General features: G+C 48.4%; 16 protein-coding genes and 1 pseudogene. 7 read left to right on the plus strand and 10 right to left on the minus strand.

What is annotated here, in order from left to right; genetic code table 11:
- The first annotated feature begins 147 nt into the window (after window positions 1-147).
- The gene (locus AAHB90_RS29255) at window positions 148-1,377 is read left to right on the plus strand and encodes a metallophosphoesterase family protein (protein WP_342088848.1); all 1,230 of its coding nucleotides are present in this window, start codon (window positions 148-150) and stop codon (window positions 1,375-1,377) included.
- Window positions 1,378-1,405: 28 nt separating this feature from the next.
- Here the strand turns inward: AAHB90_RS29255 and AAHB90_RS29260 are convergent, their stop codons facing one another.
- Window positions 1,406-1,591 carry a hypothetical protein gene (locus AAHB90_RS29260; protein WP_342088849.1) on the minus strand — a complete coding sequence of 62 codons (186 nt, stop codon included), beginning with the start codon at window positions 1,589-1,591 and terminating at the stop codon, window positions 1,406-1,408.
- A gap of 386 nt (window positions 1,592-1,977) precedes the next feature.
- Here AAHB90_RS29260 and AAHB90_RS29265 point away from each other — a divergent pair, with 386 nt between their 5' ends.
- Window positions 1,978-2,346 (plus strand): hypothetical protein, encoded by a 369-nt coding sequence (locus AAHB90_RS29265; RefSeq protein ID WP_342088850.1) that lies wholly within the window; start codon window positions 1,978-1,980, stop codon window positions 2,344-2,346.
- Between the two features lie 98 nt (window positions 2,347-2,444).
- The gene (locus AAHB90_RS29270) at window positions 2,445-3,905 is read left to right on the plus strand and encodes a gluconokinase (protein ID WP_342088851.1); all 1,461 of its coding nucleotides are present in this window, start codon (window positions 2,445-2,447) and stop codon (window positions 3,903-3,905) included.
- Between the two features lie 73 nt (window positions 3,906-3,978).
- Here the strand turns inward: AAHB90_RS29270 and AAHB90_RS29275 are convergent, their stop codons facing one another.
- From AAHB90_RS29275 to AAHB90_RS29285, 3 genes are all read right to left on the minus strand, one after another.
- Window positions 3,979-6,357: a TonB-dependent receptor gene (locus AAHB90_RS29275; RefSeq protein ID WP_342088853.1), complete on the minus strand. Its 2,379-nt coding sequence runs from the start codon at window positions 6,355-6,357 to the stop codon at window positions 3,979-3,981.
- A gap of 213 nt (window positions 6,358-6,570) precedes the next feature.
- Complete coding sequence (locus tag AAHB90_RS29280) at window positions 6,571-6,981, minus strand: c-type cytochrome (protein WP_342088854.1); 411 nt, start codon at window positions 6,979-6,981, stop codon at window positions 6,571-6,573.
- Window positions 6,982-7,038: 57 nt separating this feature from the next.
- Window positions 7,039-9,315 (minus strand): GH92 family glycosyl hydrolase, encoded by a 2,277-nt coding sequence (locus AAHB90_RS29285; RefSeq protein ID WP_342088855.1) that lies wholly within the window; start codon window positions 9,313-9,315, stop codon window positions 7,039-7,041.
- Window positions 9,316-9,586: 271 nt separating this feature from the next.
- Between AAHB90_RS29285 and hslU the strand changes: the two genes are divergently transcribed.
- Window positions 9,587-10,978 (plus strand): ATP-dependent protease ATPase subunit HslU, encoded by a 1,392-nt coding sequence (gene hslU / locus AAHB90_RS29290; RefSeq protein WP_342088857.1) that lies wholly within the window; start codon window positions 9,587-9,589, stop codon window positions 10,976-10,978.
- A 119-nt stretch (window positions 10,979-11,097) separates the two neighbouring features.
- Here the strand turns inward: hslU and AAHB90_RS29295 are convergent, their stop codons facing one another.
- The 6 genes and pseudogenes from AAHB90_RS29295 to fmt form a co-directional block, all read right to left on the minus strand.
- Window positions 11,098-11,511, minus strand: coding sequence for a putative toxin-antitoxin system toxin component, PIN family (locus tag AAHB90_RS29295; protein ID WP_342088858.1), 414 nt, complete (start codon window positions 11,509-11,511; stop codon window positions 11,098-11,100).
- Complete coding sequence (locus AAHB90_RS29300; RefSeq protein ID WP_342088859.1) at window positions 11,504-11,731, minus strand: hypothetical protein; 228 nt, start codon at window positions 11,729-11,731, stop codon at window positions 11,504-11,506. The genes AAHB90_RS29295 and AAHB90_RS29300 overlap by 8 nt, the downstream gene beginning before the upstream one ends.
- A 127-nt stretch (window positions 11,732-11,858) precedes the next feature.
- Window positions 11,859-12,950, minus strand: coding sequence for an alpha/beta hydrolase (locus AAHB90_RS29305; RefSeq protein WP_342088860.1), 1,092 nt, complete (start codon window positions 12,948-12,950; stop codon window positions 11,859-11,861).
- 53 nt (window positions 12,951-13,003) lie between these two features.
- A complete protein-coding gene (locus AAHB90_RS29310) occupies window positions 13,004-13,504 on the minus strand; it encodes a dihydrofolate reductase (protein ID WP_342088861.1) in 501 nt (166 codons plus the stop codon).
- Window positions 13,505-13,864: 360 nt separating this feature from the next.
- Window positions 13,865-14,326, minus strand: a pseudogene (gene tnpA / locus AAHB90_RS32875) (IS200/IS605 family transposase).
- Window positions 14,327-14,370: 44 nt separating this feature from the next.
- Window positions 14,371-15,291: a methionyl-tRNA formyltransferase gene (gene fmt / locus AAHB90_RS29325; RefSeq protein WP_342088864.1), complete on the minus strand. Its 921-nt coding sequence runs from the start codon at window positions 15,289-15,291 to the stop codon at window positions 14,371-14,373.
- 228 nt (window positions 15,292-15,519) lie between these two features.
- Here fmt and greA point away from each other — a divergent pair, with 228 nt between their 5' ends.
- The 3 genes from greA (at window position 15,520) to AAHB90_RS29340 (ending at window position 17,517) form a co-directional block, all read left to right on the plus strand.
- A complete protein-coding gene (greA, locus tag AAHB90_RS29330) occupies window positions 15,520-16,005 on the plus strand; it encodes a transcription elongation factor GreA (RefSeq protein WP_291038236.1) in 486 nt (161 codons plus the stop codon).
- Between the two features lie 83 nt (window positions 16,006-16,088).
- The gene (locus tag AAHB90_RS29335) at window positions 16,089-16,412 is read left to right on the plus strand and encodes a hypothetical protein (RefSeq protein ID WP_342088865.1); all 324 of its coding nucleotides are present in this window, start codon (window positions 16,089-16,091) and stop codon (window positions 16,410-16,412) included.
- 34 nt (window positions 16,413-16,446) lie between these two features.
- Entirely contained in the window at window positions 16,447-17,517 is a 1,071-nt protein-coding gene (locus tag AAHB90_RS29340; RefSeq protein ID WP_342088866.1) for a M42 family metallopeptidase, read from the plus strand.
- The last annotated feature ends 7 nt before the right edge of the window (window positions 17,518-17,524 follow it).

Below are 17,524 nucleotides of genomic sequence, written 5' to 3' on the forward strand. Positions count from 1 at the left end.
TGGTAAGCAATTATTTAACCAACGGTAATGTACCGGTCAGTGACATCTGAGTGTGCCTGACTTTCAATAAAATCGTCCGGCGATTGTTGGCGTTAAGCCGGTTATTATTTTATTTACCACCCACACCCATTTACACAAAGGACTGCCATGCCCGGAAGCTCGGAAGAACGCGCACAGAAATACCTTGATCTCGGCCACAGTGAGGCGGAGAACCATGCGAAAACCCAGCTCGAACTGTATGAAAAGCGGGTGCAGCAGACGTCTTCGGTCAGCAATGCCATTTCGGAATTTTTCAAAACGAACCTCGTCGGTTTTGCCTGGCATTATCTCCGCAGCCGGTTTGGTGCGCGGCATCCGTATCAGGCCTACCCGCGAAACGATGATACCGGTATTTACCCGTTGCAATCTTCCGTTACTTCGAGGGAGGAGATCAGCATCGCATTACTTTCGGACTGGGCAAGTGATACGGCCGAATCCGACGCAGTGGCCAACCTCGTGGCACGTCATGCACCCGACTACACGGTACATATGGGTGATATTTACTTCGTGGGAACGCCTAAGGAGGTCGAGGACAACTTCACTGCCCCTTATGCTTCCTGGTACTATGGTGCTTCGGGCAGTCTGGCGCTTTCGGGAAACCACGAAATGTATTCCAATGGCAATGCATACTTTCAGCACTTGCTCCCCGCAATGTATGCGCAGGTGGGTGAGGTGCGTAAGACGCAGCAAGCTGGTTTTTTCTGTCTGGAAAACGATTATTGGCGGATTGTCGGTATCGACACGGGTTATACCTCCGTTGGACGGCCGTTTTTTGAAATCCTGTCGCCCCCGGATTGTCATTTGCGGAAAGAGCAGGTGGTATGGCTGCGCGACGTTGTAAAGCTGGGTGACCCGCTCGATACGCGTGGCCTTGTGTTTCTGAGCCACCATCCTTATCTGTCGGCATTTCGGGAAGAATATGCACGGCCTGGCGAGCAACTGCAGGAGCTTATGGGGGATGCGCAAAGGCCTGTTGTCTGGATCTGGGGGCACGACCATCGCCTGGTAGCATACCGGTTCGACCGGAATGGCAAGGGACCGCAGGCATACGGGCGCTGCATCGGACATGGCGGACTCCCTGTGGAAGTTGGTCCGGCTGATGCTGGGGAACTGCACAAGATCGATTACTACGACACCCGGATCAGAAAAGAAATCAAAGGACGGGCATTAGGTTACAATGGATTCGTACGTCTGGTGCTGCGGAATGAGAAGCTGATCGCCGAATACCGCGACCTGGAAGATACCTGTGTAATGGAAGAAAGCTGGACTGTAAACAAAGCAAACGGCCAGCTCTATTGGGAAGTCGTTCATGTCCTTCCCGAGCTGGCCGTTCGCTGAATATGATTATGCCCTCTCGAGCCTATCGTCAATGATGATCGTCGTGGCTGTTGTCTTTGTAAAACGCTGCGAAAGTCACGACCAGACCGATGGTTCCGAGAATGAATACGAACAGGTCGCCAAATACTGCCAGGATGATAAAAAGGATAATGAACGCCGCGATATAAGCAAAGGTTGGCAGCGAAGTGGACTCGGTATGTGATGTTTCAGACATATTCGGAATGTATTAATAGCTTTCGATGCTGCGAAAATAATAAATCAGGGTTAAGTTTCTCGCATTCACCTGTATTTTTTAGCCTGGGCTGGAAAACCTCTGCCTTGCAGGAGTGACAGGTCCCGCCTGGATATCTCCCCGCATTTTATTTGGAATCACCTGTGAATTGTATTATTTAAATAAAGTACATAGTGCTGGGTATTTTTGTGGTATCCTGCCAAGAGCGGAAATAGTTATTTAAATAACTTTCGAGTGTTGTTATATTTGGTTATTGGATGGTGTTTCGATATAATGTATTTTTATGATATCGATTTAAAGAATTATGTTCTGAGAATGGAAGATTTAATAAAATAGAAATATTTTGATAAACCTAATGCCTCACTCCTATGAAAATCCTTTACTCCTTCGTACTCATCTTTCTTTTCGGTGCCTTTAATGCCTCCGCACAAAAGGTTAACAATACCGGACATGATGCCTACTTTGCCGATTTTTATGTAATGCAGGTAAAACCCATGCAATTCGAACTCAGCTATAAATATCCCAAAACCGACCGTGTGCTGGTGCGCATTAAGGATGAGAAGGAGAATATTATTTTTGCCGAAAAGACACTGGTCTACAAGCGCTACCACAAAAATTTCGATCTGTCGGTGATGAAAGATGGCCAATACACCTTCGAGTTAACTGACGGTAATGAGAAGTTCGTACAGACTTTCGTAGTCGCTACCAAAACGCAGCGTATGGCCACAGCCTTGTAAACTTGTTCGTTATCCCAAAATCCATACTTTTGTTTTAGTAATCACAGGCCGTCGTTCTCCCGTGCGGAATGCGGGTTTTGCCTCTAAAACAATTGCCAATGCCCTATATTATCGGTTGTGATATCGGCACAACAAACGTCAAATCAGTCGCTTTCGATACGGTTTCCGGAACTATCCTTGCTTCCCACAGTGAAAGTTATGAAATGCAGCATCCGCAGCCCGATTGGAGCGAGCAGGATCCGGAAGAGATTTTTCAGGCCGCCTGCAAGACTTTGAAAAAGGTAGTTGCGAAATGCAAGGCGCATGGCGATCCGGCCGGGATCAGTTTCAGCGCGGCCATGCACGGGGTACTGGCGCTCGATAAGGATGGTGGGCAACTCACAAAACTCATTATTTGGGCGGATAACCGCAGTGCCGACGTGGCTGTCAAGCTGAGGGCGTCGCAGGTAGGCAAGAAGATTTATAACAACAACGGCACGCCCATACACGCCATGGCGCCTGTGTGCAAGTTGTTGTGGATGAGGAAAAACGAGCCTGGAATTTACCGTAGGGCCAGCAAGTTTGTGGGGGTGAAAGAATACGTCGTATACAGGCTCACGGGCGAGTTCCTGGTTGACTATTCCATTGCCTCTGCCACCGGGATGTTCAATATCCGCGAGCTGGAATGGGATGCCTATACATTAAAAAAACTGGGGCTGAAAGTTGAAAAGCTGCCCGAGGCGGTATCACCCTATCATATTGTTAAATTACCAAAAGACAATCCTGCGAAATTACCGGAGGGCACCCCACTGATTATGGGCGCAAGCGATGGCTGTCTGGCCAACCTTGGCAGTGGGGCGATCAGGACGGGTTCAATGGCAGTCACGATCGGTACCAGCGCGGCGGTGCGGATCTGTTCCGCCAAACCGTTCTCCGACCCGCTGATGCAGACATTCTGCTACGTGCTCGACGAAAAAACTTATATCGTCGGAGGGCCGTCGAACAACGGTGCTGTGATTTTTGAATGGCTCATGAATACTTTCTTTCCCAAAGAAGAATACGATGCGGTTTTCAAGGAATCGGAGCGCATTAAGCCAGGGGCGGAGGGCCTGCTTTTTTACCCATATCTACTCGGCGAACGTGCACCACTCTGGAGTTCGTCTGTTCGTGGAGGTTTTTCGGGCCTCGACATCAGGCATACGCGGGCGCATTTCGCGCGGGCTGTTATGGAAGGCATTCTGCTGAACCTTTACAGCATTGGCAAAATACTCATGGAAATGCAGGAAATCGATACAATCTATGCCAATGGAGGCTTTGCTAGAAGTGCCACCTGGGTGCAAATGCTTTCGGATGTTTTTGGTAAAACAGTGAAATTGAATGAGACCGTTGAAACGGGAGCGGTAGGGGCGGCAATGATGGGACTGAAAGCCCTGGGTATGGTAAAGAATTTTTCGGAGCTGACTGCATTTACGCAGGTAGGACAGGAATTTGCCGCTCAAAAAAGCGTGCATGAGCAATACGATGCGCTGGCCATTAAATTCATTAAGGGAGCCCGGCTCATGATGGCGCATGCCGTCTGATCTCGTTGTGATTCTTGATAAACACAAAAAAGGCTTCCATCGGGAAGCCTTTTTGCATTGATCTAACTATCTGCTAAAACTTGTAAGTAACGCTCAAACGGTAATTTCTTGGCGGATCTGCTTGCCAGTAGTAGGATTTTAAAAAGTCATAGTAACCACCGCTATACAGGTATTTGTCAAGGATGTTGAATACGTTCGCCGTCAGGCGGATATTGTTCTTTTCCCAGAACACACCGCCGTCCAGTTTGAAATAATCAGGTTGGTTGAGGCTGGAATTGGTTGTCGACCAGTTGGTAGTCGCGCGGCCCGCCAGGTAAGTGAATCCACCCGAAATACCGCTTCCCTTCAACGACCCATGCTGAACCTTATAGCTCAACCAGGCATTTGTCGTGTGTTTTGCATAACCCGGAACCAGGTCGCCAACCTTAATATCGGTCAAGCCTTCGGCCACTTTCGTTATTTCTGAAATGGTATAAGCATAGTTGGCAGTCAGGTTCAGGCCATTAACGATTGTACCGCGGAGGTCGAATTCAACACCTTGTGCTCTTTTTTGTCCCAAAACAATGCTGAGTCCGGAGTTAGGCCCGCTATTAGGCGCCCCCGTCAGTTCGTTGTTTTTCAGGATGCGATAAAATGCAAGGGTTGTATTCCAACGCCCTTCTGCCCAGTCGCGTTTCACACCGACCTCGGTATTATTTCCCGTAATCGGCTTCACTGAACCGCCGCCGACCAACCGGCCCGATTGCGGAATGAAAGCCTGGTCATACAACGCGTATAATGAGGTATTCTTAGTCAGCGAAATGCTCAGGCCCACACGCGGGGTGAATCGCTTGGCCTCCTTATTCGGGCCACCATATTCTGATTGTTTAACATGCGTGTAGCGACCGGCCAATGTCAGACGTATCCTGTTGTCGATCAAACTCAATTCATCTTGAAGATAAATCCCTGTATAGTCCTGGTTCTGCAAGCCACCGCCTGCCGCCGCACGGGATTCGAGGTCCATCGAGCGGTCGAATTTCGGGAAGCCCATTACCGGTGTGCCGTAGTAAGGATTTTTAGGGTCAAATTCAGCGCCGAGAGAATCAAGCGAGTGTGATTGTGACCAGTCGGCGAAGTAATTTTTGCTACCCAGATCCAGACCGCCGAGAATGCGGTGTCTTACTGCACCCGTTTTTACATCACCATTTACGAATACCTGTCCGAGCGTCATTTCGCTTTTCGCGTCCCATAGGCCAACACCCCGGTACAGGAGACCGTTCGGTTTGATAGAATCCGGCCACATGCTGCTGCCATCTAGTTGATAGTTGAAATAACCTACTTGTGCTGTCAGTTTCCAGTCGGCATTGAGCTGGTGCTGCAAGTTCACAAATACGCTCTGATCTTTGATCTTGGTCGGAGCAAGGCCCGCGGGCATTGTGGTAAAATCCCGCGGCAAAGTAGCGTAGCCATCGGGGGAGAACACGTAGAACGATCCTACGTTTGACATTTTTGCATATTGCAGTGTGTATTCAGCCGTCAGCTTGGTCTTCTCGTCTATTTGATAAGAAACTACCGGGGCAATGCTATAACGATTGTTGTATTCATAAGGACGGAACGAACCTTTATTCTGCGCTGCCACATTGAGGCGGTACAAGAACTTGCTGTCCTTGCTCAGTTTGCCGTCAAGATCAAGTGTAGCGCGGTAAAGGCCGAAACTGCCCAGGTTGAAAGAAACTTCGCCTTTGGTCTGACCGGTAGGTTTTTTGGTTACCACATTGTATAAACCGCTGGGATCGCCGTTGGCAAGCATGAATCCGGCCGGGCCTTTCACGAATTCGATATGGTCGACGAAGCTCATATCCTCGGTCAACGGGCCCCAGTAGGAGTTTACTACATTGAAACCGTTGCGGAATGCCTGGATCTGCGAGCCGCGCATGCTGATATTGGCATACATATCGCCCCAGTGTTCGAGACGTACCGCGCCGCTCACGTTACGGATCAGACCGTCGCTCATGCTGATTACCTGTTGGTCGGCCAAAACTTTCGCTGTCACAACCTGTACGTTCTGAGGTGTTTCCAGGATCGGTGTGAGTAGTTTCATGCTGGACGAAAACTGGTCCGACTTGTAGGTAGTACCGCTTTTAACGATCACTTCCTGCAACTCGTTAGCACTTTCGTTGAGGGTGACAGCAACGTTCACTATTTCACCTGCTGTTACTTCCACATTCTTTTCCTGGGTAGCAAGTCCTACGAAGCTGATAAGCAGCGTGTAACTGCCCGGCTTTACCCTTTCAATTGTGAATTTTCCTTGATTGTCCGAGACGGCACCGCGGGCAGTTCCTTTAATTCCGACTGAAACCTGCTCCGCCGGTTGCCCATCCGAGCTCAGTATCTGTCCTGATATTCTGCCGTTTTGCGCAAATGCGGAGGCGCTAGCCAGCAAGAATAGGATGAAAATATAAAATTTTTTCATTTTATTTAAAATTGGACTAAATAGTTAACGAGCCGCAAATATCTGTTGCGAATTCTTATGAGGCAAGGTTTTATTTAGATTTATTTAAAATAGTAGTCAACAACCTGTTACATAGGTGCTTTGTTTATAAAAAAGCCGCATCGTCCTTTTGGACAATGCGGCTGTATGATTAATGCCGTCAGCACTCATGTCACGCTGGGCGTCATTGAGGCATTATTTCTTTTCCTCCACAGCTTCCACCATTTTTACGGTAATCATTTTCTTTTCCGACGAATTGCCCCAGGAGTTCATAATGTAGTTCATCACATCGGCAATCTGATCGTTGGCCAGGCCGGGTTCCGGCATCATGTTGTCATAAGAAACGCCATTGACCGTTACTTTCCCGATGAGCCCGAACTTGATCGCCTGGATGGCATTCTCTGGTGTCTTCATCAGGTAATCCGATTTTGCGAGCGGCGGGAAAGTCGCTGTTATGCCTTCGCCCGTGCCCATATGGCAGGAAATGCAGTTTTCGGAATATATCATTTTACCGCGTTCAATGCTTTTCGCGAGCTCGTCGTCCTGGGCGGGAGCTACCGCAAGCCCGAAAACCGATGCGGAGAGTAATGCGAGTAATAGTTTCATGGTGATGTTTTGATTGGGATGGCACGAAGCAGGAGCTTCGCGCCATTGTTACAGATGTTACTTCGATAACGAGAAAGGCGCTGCCTCGGGCTTCGTTCCCCAGCTTTTCGAAGGTTTGCCGGTCAGGTCGAACTGCACGTTTCCGCCCTTCTGAATGTCGCTGTGTTCAAGGTAAGTCTTGTCATACGACTTGCCGTTCAGCTTCGCTCCCTGAATGTACAGGTTGCTTTCGCTGCTGGCTGGCGCTTCGATCGTGAATTTCTTGCCGTCCTCCATCGTAAGTGTCGCCTTTTTAAACAACGGCGATCCGATCACATACTGGGTAGTGCCAGGCGTGACAGGGTAGAAGCCAAGCGAAGAGAAAACATACCAGGCTGAGGTCTGACCGTTGTCTTCGTCGCCGCAATAGCCGTCGGGCGTTGCCTGGTAAAGCCGCTTCATTACCTGACGCGTCCAATATTGCGCTTTGTCGGGCGCGCCAGCGTAGTTGTACAGGTAAATCATATGCTGGATCGGCTGGTTTCCATGTGCGTAGTTACCCATGTTCATAATCTGCATTTCGCGGATTTCGTGGATCGGGAAGCCATAGTAGCTGTCGTCGAATACCGGGGGCAATGTGAAAACCGTGTCGAGTTTTTGCACGAATGCTTCGCGTCCGCCCACGAGATTGATCAATCCTTTCACATCCTGGAATACCGACCAGGTATAGTGAATACTGTTGCCTTCAGTAAATGCATCGCCCCATTTGAATGGATTGAATGGCGACTGAAACTTGCCATCCTTATTCTTCCCACGCATCCATTTCGTCTCCGGATCGAAGAGGTTTTTGTAGTTCTGGCTTCTTTTCAGGTACAAATCAATCTCGGCCTGGGGCTTTTTCAGTTCCTTACCCAATTGCGCGATACAGAAATCGGCATAGGCATATTCCAGCGTCCGGGCCGCATTCTCATTGATTTTTACATCGTAAGGAACATAACCCAGCTCATTGTAGTACTCATGACCGAAACGGCCTACTGAGCTTACAGGTCCCGCATGCTCGGTGTTTTTAATCACCGCGTCATACAATTTATTGATATCATAACCGCGGATGCCCTTTACATACGAATCGGCGATGAGCGAAGCGGAGTTTGAGCCGATCATACAGTCGCGATGGCCGGGGCTGGCCCATTCGGGCAGGAAGCCGCTTTCGTCGTACGCATTGGCAAGGCCTTCCATGATATGCGAATTCAGCGTGGGGTACATTAGCGTGAAGAATGGAAACACAGCACGGAAAGTATCCCAGAAACCATTGTCGGTAAACATATAGCCCGGGCGAACTTCGCCATTGTAAGGGCTGTAATGCACAACTTTATTGTCCTTATCCATTTCATAGAACTTCCGCGGGAAGAGCAGCACGCGGTAAAGGCAAGAGTAGAATGTACGGATCTGATCGATATTGTCGCCTTCGACTTTAATACGTGAGAGCTCTGTGTTCCATGCCTGCTCACCTTTTGTTTTGGTATCGTCAAAAGAATCGTTACCCAGTTCGCGTTGCAGGTTCAACTCGGCCTGCGCGGGGCTGATGAACGAAGAAGCTACTTTGATGCCCACTTGCTCGCCTCTTTTGGTTTTAAAACCAACCACTGCACCTACGTGTGCCGCACTGAGTTCGAGCGTGTCTTTTGCCAGTGTTTTGCCGTGGAATGCCGAGGAGAATGTGAATGGCTTATCAAAAACCAAAACGAAATAGTTCTTGAAGTTAGCCGGTACACCGCCGCTGTTTTTCGTCGTATAACCTATGATTTTGCGCTCTTTCGGAAGGACTTTTACATAAGAACCTCTGTCGAATGCGTCCAGGAGTACATAGGAAGTGTCGGCTTTCGGGAAAGTAATGCGGAACTGCGCGGCGCGTTCTGTTGGTGCTATTTCGGTCGTTACGTCATAATCTGCCAGGTATACCTTATAATAGTGCGGCTTGGCAGTTTCGGCTTTGTGTGAAAACCAGCTTGCACGGCTTTCTTCATCGATTTTCAGCTTACCGGTGATCGGCATGATCGCAAACTGGCCGTAATCGTTGATCCACGGGCTGGGCTGGTGGGTTTGTTTGAAGCCACGGATCTTTTCGGAGTCGTACATATAAGCCCATCCGTCGCCCATTTTGCCGGTTTGCGGCATCCAGAAGTTCATTCCCCAAGGAAGGGCGATGGCAGGATAGGTGTTACCGGCAGATAAGCTGAATTTCGATTGCGTGCCCATCAGCGGGTTTACGTAATCGACAAGATTAGCAGTACCTTGTCCGTAGGATAATTGCACTGCTGCAATAACGGTAAAAAGGCAGGACAGGAGTTTTTTCATGTTGGGGATAATTCTTTTTTATATTGGATTTGGGAATTGCAAATGCAGGGACAAAAGTAATCGAAGGGCAGAGAACAAAAAGTAAAGGGGGTAAAGATTTCCCAACGGCAGGTTTCCTGCCATTTTGTACGGGCATAGTTCTTTTTAACGTTAACGAACGGAGGCGATCAACTGCCTTCACAAAATCTTTATACATAAATTCCTGATCTCCGGATCGCCCTCTTGCAGAAGACGGTACGGCAAATCGGGTCTTGAATCCATAGCAATCAAAATGACAGAACATCTTAACCGTCTTACACCGCGTCAGATCGTTTTCGAGCTTGACCAATATATCATCGGACAAAATGACGCAAAGCGTAATGTGGCGATCGCATTGCGGAACAGGTGGAGGCGAATGAACAGTCCGGAGGACATTCAGCGGGAGATTATTCCAAACAATATATTAATGATAGGGGCCACGGGTGTAGGTAAAACGGAAATCGCCCGCCGGCTGGCAAAAATAGCCGACGCGCCGTTCGTGAAAGTAGAAGCTTCTAAATTTACGGAGGTTGGCTATGTAGGCCGCGACGTAGAAAGCATGGTCCGCGACCTCGTGGAGCAAGCCGTAGGCATGGTACGGACGCAGAAAAAGGAAGAAGTGAAAATTAAAGCCGAGCAGGCCGTGGAAGACATTATTCTCGATGCATTGATTCCGCCCGTTCACGGATCAGGTTCGACAAAGCCGCTGACTGAAAACGGTTCCGAAGAAATGCCCCAGAGCGATGCCGAACTCAACCAACGCACCCGCGAACGCTTCCGCGAGAAGATCCGGAATGGAGAGCTCGACAGCCGAAAAATCGAGATCGAGATTCAGCAAAACCAAATGCCTAATGTAGGCATGATCGGCGGGGCTGTCGATGACGTTTCTATGATGAATATCCAGGAAATGATCGGCAATATGATGCCGCGCCGGGGCAAAAAGCGGAAAGTAACCGTCGAGGAAGCCCGTAAACTGTTGTTGGACGAAGAAGCATCCAAGCTAATTGACATGGACGAGGTCAAGCTCGAAGCCATTAAAAAAGCGGAAAACCTCGGCATTATCTTCATCGATGAAATTGACAAAGTGGCATCGAGCCGCTCCGGCGGCAGCGGTCCGGACGTCAGCCGTGAGGGTGTGCAGCGCGACCTGCTCCCCATCGTAGAGGGAAGTTCTGTGAATACCAAACACGGCGTGATCCAGACCGATCACATTCTCTTCATCGCCGCGGGAGCATTCCACGTTTCGAAGCCGTCGGATTTGATTCCCGAGCTACAAGGACGCTTCCCGATCCGCGTTGAGCTCAACAGTCTTACAGAGAGTGATTTTTACCAGATACTGAAAGCGCCCAAAAATGCATTGACGAAGCAATACAGCGCCATGATGGAATCGGAGGGCGTGGAGCTGGAATTCGAAGACGGTGCATTACGCGAAATCGCCCGCATTGCATTTGAAGTAAACAGCGAAGTCGAAAATATCGGCGCCCGTCGCCTCCAAACCGTGATGAGTTTACTTCTAAACGATTTTATGTTCGACATTCCGGACGTCATCGGCGACGGTTCGCATATCTCCATCACGGCAGAAATGGTACAGGAAAGGTTATCTGCCCTGGTGAAAAATCGGGACTTGAGCCAGTATATTCTTTGAAAAGGAAGAAAGGGAGGAAGGAGGAAGGGGAGGAAGGATTTTTACACTTCCCTTCTCCCTTTCTTCCCTTCTCCCTTTCTTCCCTCCTCCCTTTCTTCCCTTTTCTCCTTTAATTCCTCTCATTCAAAAAGTGCGAGAAATTCTCGTCCGTGTAGGATCGGTATCGACCGGAATGGGTGCAAGTCTTTTAAGTCGGAATCGCCTGATATAATGCATGTTGCATTGCAGGTAATTGCCAATTCAAGGACAATATTATCTTTGTGATCTCTGCATTCGGTTATGCGCACTGACGGATCAAATATCATCGCATTTGTCCGGATAAGCCTCATAACAGCCAGTCGTTTGTCGACAGAAAGATATTTGTCGAGTTTTTTACGATAGAGTACCTCCTCGTATTCGTGCAATAGCGGTTCGCTGATGGCAATAGTGTAGTTTTGAAGAATTTTATCAAAAACCTTGGCACTAATGGAGTTTTCGATCAGATGAGCGCTGATGAATACATTCGTGTCGATGACCATGATGGATTTACTCATCCCTGACAATGCTATTCAGCTCTTCCTGGGTCAGGCCGGCCGATGACATTTCAGATCTTAAAGTGTTAAGGAATGATGAGTAAGCTTGTGAAGAATCTTTAAGCAGCTCCCGTGCAATGGAAATATTGATTTTATTGCGAATAGCCTCCTTGGCGGACGTCGGTGCATTGCGCCACGCTTCCGCTAATTGGTCATCCACTTCAATCACAATAGTCTCCATATTATTTTGAGCTTATTCAAATATACAAAGATTTTGTGGAAAGGGAGGAATGGGAGAAAGGAGGAAAGGGAGGAAAGGATTTTTACACTTCCCTTCTCCCTTTCCTCCTTTCTTCCCTTTTCTCCTCTCACTCAAAAAACAACCATTCGAAAGCTTTTGGGAATTCTTTGTTCCATTGCTTTTCGGCGTGTTCGCCTTTGGCGTCTATCGAGGATTTGATTTTTACGCGACTGTAACCGAAGCTTTGTGTTTCGAGTGTTTCCTGAAGCTTGTTCAGGTTCGGGATCATGTGGGCACCTTCCTTGCCACCGGCATAGAGGTAGATCCGCGTTTCGAACGGTTCAAAAAAGTGGACGGCGTCGAAATGGATTTTTTCTGAAATCCAGAGCGCAGGGGAAAACACCATAAACTTGCCGAATGTCTGCGGGAACATCAGCGCGGCATAAATGCTAAGCAGGCCACCGACGGAACTTCCGCCAATGCCGGTATTTAGCCGGTCGGGTCTAGTGCGGTATTTGGTATCGATATGCGTTTTGAGCTCTCCTGCTATGAATTGAAGGAATTTAGCGCCATGCCCCTTGCCAAGTTTGGCGTTGTCGTAGGGTGAAAGTTCCTGCACGCGGTCCTCTTCTCCATGGTCGATAGCGACGATAATCACGCCGGCTTGATGCTCTTTTGCCAATGTGGCGAGGCTTTTGTCTATTTCCCAGTTGCCATAATCCGAACCTTCCCCAAACAGATTTTGCCCGTCGGTCATGTAAAGCACGGGATAGCGCTGATCGGGATCTTCATAATAATCATGCGGAAGGAGCACCCGTATGCGGCGCGTGCGGCTGAACTGCGTTATTTCAAACGCGTCCGAGAGCAATTCAACAATGGGTGAAAGGTCTGTTTTCGCAGAAATGTCGGTTTGCCAGCGGGTTACATTGTCTTTTACGAGTGTTTCGCCGGCTTTAATGATGCGGTTGCCGTAAGGTTTTCCTGTACGGTCGAGCTCTACCTGGTTCCAGCCGCCGCGGGTATATTTATATTCGATAGGATCAGGCAATTCCGAATCTTCCGGGAATTGGAAACGGTAATTGCCCGGGCTTACCATGGTCATACGGTATTCTTCCAGGTCGGGGAGCCACTTACAAAAATTGCCGGTGACGAAGACCGGACGGTTATCGAATGGTATTGTGGTTAATTCAATGGTAAGGGTGTCAACTTCTACTTGCATTCTACGCTGGTACTTTCATTGAGTCACTATGGGTTACGAGGGTACAAAAGTACTTATTTATCAGCTTTTTTAATATAATTTATAAATTCAAATCGAAAAATATGACGCTCGTCAGGCTCATGAAGGATTCTTTCCGTTTCAATCCAGGCGTCGGGATTTTGGATTTCAAAAAAAGTGTCCCCCTCGATTTCAGTATGCACGACGGTCAGGTAAATATGGGTTGCCACATCCTGGCATTGTCTGTAAATCTCGCCGCCGCCGACAATGCAAGCCTTCTCGCCGTCAATTTCTTTCGCCTTTTGTAGCGCCTCTTCCAGCGAGTGCACGACGACCACGCCCTCCAATGACAAATCGGCACTTCTGGTGATAACAATAGACGTCCGCCCTGGCAGCGGCTTTCCGATCGATTCGAACGTCTTCCGTCCCATGATCATCGGGTGGCCCAACGTAAGTTGCTTGAACCGTTTCAGGTCGTCCGGCAGACGCCAGAGTAGCTGGTTATCCTTCCCAATTGTGCCGTTTTCGGCCGCCGCGACTATGATTGAAAATTGCATTTGCCTGAATTGTGTTTTTGCAAAGATGGCGCGAAATGCATTTCAGATAACATCCCGGCAACGAGTTTTTGTCAATATATGCGCGATATTTTGGCTGTTGTGGTATGTCGGATATGATTTGGGGTTTTCCGTTAACACAGCGGTGCATAGGATGTATATTAAATGCCGTCAGGCATGTAATCTGGTAGCAAACAATCGGGCCCCCGCGTTCAGAAATGCCCTTGGGCATGCAACGACAATGCATTGGCATATCGATGTTGTTACATCGCTGACGGGATTGCCGAAAACGCGCGGTGTTGGATTTGATTCTACCGATATTACATCGCTAACGCGATTTGGCGTATTTCCCTACGCGATTGCTTACTCAGGCGACTTAAAAACATACCGTTCGTCGTATTCCACTTCGAATTTTTCCAAAAACAACCGGTATTCCTCCTGGAATGTTAATTTCTGATGGTGTTCTTTTTGCGTTTGAATGTAACTGATCACATCCGGCACCTGTGATTTGGAATAGGAAAATACCCCATACCCCGACTGCCACTCAAACCGGCTTCCACAAAAGCGATTAACGTTTATTCACTGTGACGAATCCGCTTTCACATCCTGCATAAAATCGGCAACCGACTGGGGGGTGCGAAAGCCGACCAGCATGTGCAGATGATCGCTCATTCCATTGATAGCGATCATTTTGTGTTGCCGTGCCTCCACAATGCCGGTAATGTATTTGTACAAATCCGTTTCCCAGTCACTTCTGATCAATATCTGGCGGTATTTGGGTGCAAATATAAAATGCAGGTGAACCTGCAAATAGGTGTTAGCCATGATATATAGATGTGTGTAAAAGTGCTTGAAAAACTTTGGGGGGCTTACAATTTATAACCCCGCAAAAAATCTCCGATCGCCATTCGCTTTTTGCCTTCAATCTGTAACTCTTCTAAGGCCAGCCAGCCGTCGGCGGTACGAAAATGCAGATATGATTTGCTGTCAGTTTTGTGAGACCCTATCTCCGCGTAACCTCCTGCTTCGGCAACTTTGGTCTTAAATACCTTGCACGAAAGTCCATTCAGCATCGTCCACGCGGCCGGATAAGGCGATAGACCTCTTACAAAGTTGTGAATAGCGACGGCCGGCCGGTTCCAGTCGATTTCGCACGTTTCGCGGAAGATCTTCGGGGCGGTTTTGATGTCCTCTGGTTCGGATTGCGGCTCCTGCGGATAGTTGCCGTCCTGAATGGCCTGCACCGTCCTGACAACCAGGTTGGCACCCTTGCGCATCAGACGTTCATATAATGTACCTGCGTTGTCTTCCGGGAAAATGGGTTCTTTGTCCTGGAATATGATCTTGCCCGTGTCGATGTCCTTTTCGATGAAGAAAGTCGTTACGCCGGTCTCTGTTTCGCCGTTGATGACGGCCCAGTTGATAGGTGCTGCCCCGCGGTATTGGGGAAGGAGGGAGCTGTGGAGGTTAAATGTGCCCTTCGACGGCATGCTCCACACTACTTCCGGCAACATACGGAATGCGACTACCACCTGTAAGTCGGCCTTGAAGGATTTCAGCTCTTCGAGAAAAGCCGGATTTTTTAACTTTTCCGGCTGCAAAACGGGGATGCCCTGGGCTTCTGCATATAATTTAACGGGCGAAGCAGTTTGCTTCTGGCCCCTGCCCGCAGGCTTGTCGGGAACAGTTACAACAGCCACAACATTAGAATTGCTTTCGACCAGACTTTGTAAACTCGGGACCGCAAATTCGGGCGTTCCCATAAAAATAATTCTCAACGGATTTGACATAACAGATGGCGCTTTTGGATAAAAATGGTGCTACCATTCACAAATATTGTTAATTTTGTCGTTCTTAACAGAAAATTATGGTGAACACAAAATCATATATCAACCGAAAAGAAAAGGTCTTCTAGCCTTCTACGAGAGTATCGTTAACTCTGTAGAGCGGTCTTTGAGCCGTTCTTTTTTTTTATGTAAAATTTCAAAAATCAAAGACTTATAAACAAAATAAAGGTCATGGCTAAAATTTCATACTATACGGAAGAAGGACTAAACAAGCTGAGGAACGAGCTGAATGAGATGAAAACCAAAGGCCGCACGGAGATTGCACGACAAATTGCAGAAGCGCGGGATAAAGGTGATTTGAGTGAAAATGCAGAATATGACGCGGCCAAGGACGCGCAAGGTATGCACGAAATGAAAATCGCCAAATTGGAAGAAATCCTGTCCAACGCACGCGTTATCGACGAGTCGACGATGGATACCTCTCAGGTTTCCGTTCTTTCTAAAGTGAAGATCAAAAACCGTAAGAATGGAATGGAAGTTACCTATACACTGGTATCGGAAGAAGAAGCGGATCTCAAAGCAGGCAAAATCTCCGTAGGCTCGCCGATCGGAAAGGGGCTTCTGGGTAAAAAAGTGGGGGAAACAACAGAAATCAAGGTTCCTGCCGGTATGATGGAGTTCGAAGTACTCGATATCAGCCGTTTCAGCGGAGAATAAAGCTTCTTATAGATAGAAATGTTTGGGTTGCGGAATGGGTTCATTTCGCAACCCAAATTTTTACCACAAAGCCTCCACATACTATGCGCATCAAAGGCTTTCTACTCATTATCCCGTCTCTTTGGGTCGATGGTATGGCGCTTTTCCCGTTCATTTTGTCGAAGCGGAAAGCCCCATCACGGTATTTTCTCAATCATGAGCGAATTCATTTGAAGCAACAGCTTGAACTCGGGCTGGTTATCTTTTATGTCTGGTATTTCCTGGAATATTTAATCCGAATCGTACAATTCAGAAATCATTATTTAGCCTATCTTCATATTTCGTTTGAAAAGGAAGCCTACACGCACGAGCGCGACCTCGGGTATCTGCGGAAGCGGCGCTTCTGTGCGTGGTGGAAGTACCTTTGAGAACATAGTTCCAGTCGTTATTTAAATTAAAAGTATGTCAGATCAGAGCACAGAGTTTCTTTATAAGTACCTGAATAATGCTTCGCCAACCGGCTTCGAATCAACCGGTCAGCAGATATGGCTCGACTATATCAAGCCATATATTGAAGAACAGATTATCGACGTCTACGGTACGGCTGTGGGTGTAATCGGCCCTGGCCAGGACTACAAAGTGGTGATTGAAGCGCATTCCGACGAGATTTCATGGTTTGTGAACTACATTTCGGAAGACGGCTACATCCACGTGCGTCGCAACGGAGGATCCGACGCGGCTATTGCGCCTTCCATGCGTGTAAACCTGCATACGGCCAAAGGAGTCGTGAAAGGTGTTTTCGGCTGGCCGGCGATCCACGTGCGCGACACCGCCAAAGATCAGGTGCCCAAAGTACACGAGCTTTTCATCGATGTGGGTGCCGCCAAAAAGGAGGAAGTCCTCGAAATGGGCATTCACGTGGGTACCGTCGTGACTTTCGCGGATGGCCTGGATGAATTGAACGGTAAATATTACCTCGGCCGCGCGCTCGACAATCGCATGGGCGGCTTCATGATTGCAGAGGTCGCGCGCATGCTGCATGAGAACAATGTGAAGCTTCCGTTTACATTATATGTGGTGAATGCGGTGCAGGAAGAGATCGGTCTGCGCGGTGCGGAAATGATCTCGCGTCGTTTGAAGCCTGATCTGGCTATTTGTACTGATGTTACGCACGACACGCAATCGCCGATGTACAATAAAAAGGAGCAAGGCGATCTGAAATGCGGCAGCGGACCTGTGATTTGCTATGGACCTGCCGTGCAGAACAACGTGAGGGATATGCTCATCCGCGTTGCTGAGGAGAAAAACATTCCCTTCCAGCGCCAGGCAGTAAGCCGCTCGACCGGTACGGACACGGACTCATTTGCCTACTCAACAGAAGGCATTGCATCCGCATTGATCTCATTACCATTGAAATACATGCACACCACTGTGGAAATGGTTTCCAAAGAGGATGTGCAGAATGTAATACAGTTAATGTACGACGTGCTGCTTTCGCTGAAAGGGGACGAGGATTTCCGGTACATTAAATAATGCACTA

Source organism: Dyadobacter sp. OTU695 (assembly GCF_038440355.1).
In the GTDB taxonomy this organism is placed as follows: Bacteria; Bacteroidota; Bacteroidia; order Cytophagales; family Spirosomataceae; genus Dyadobacter.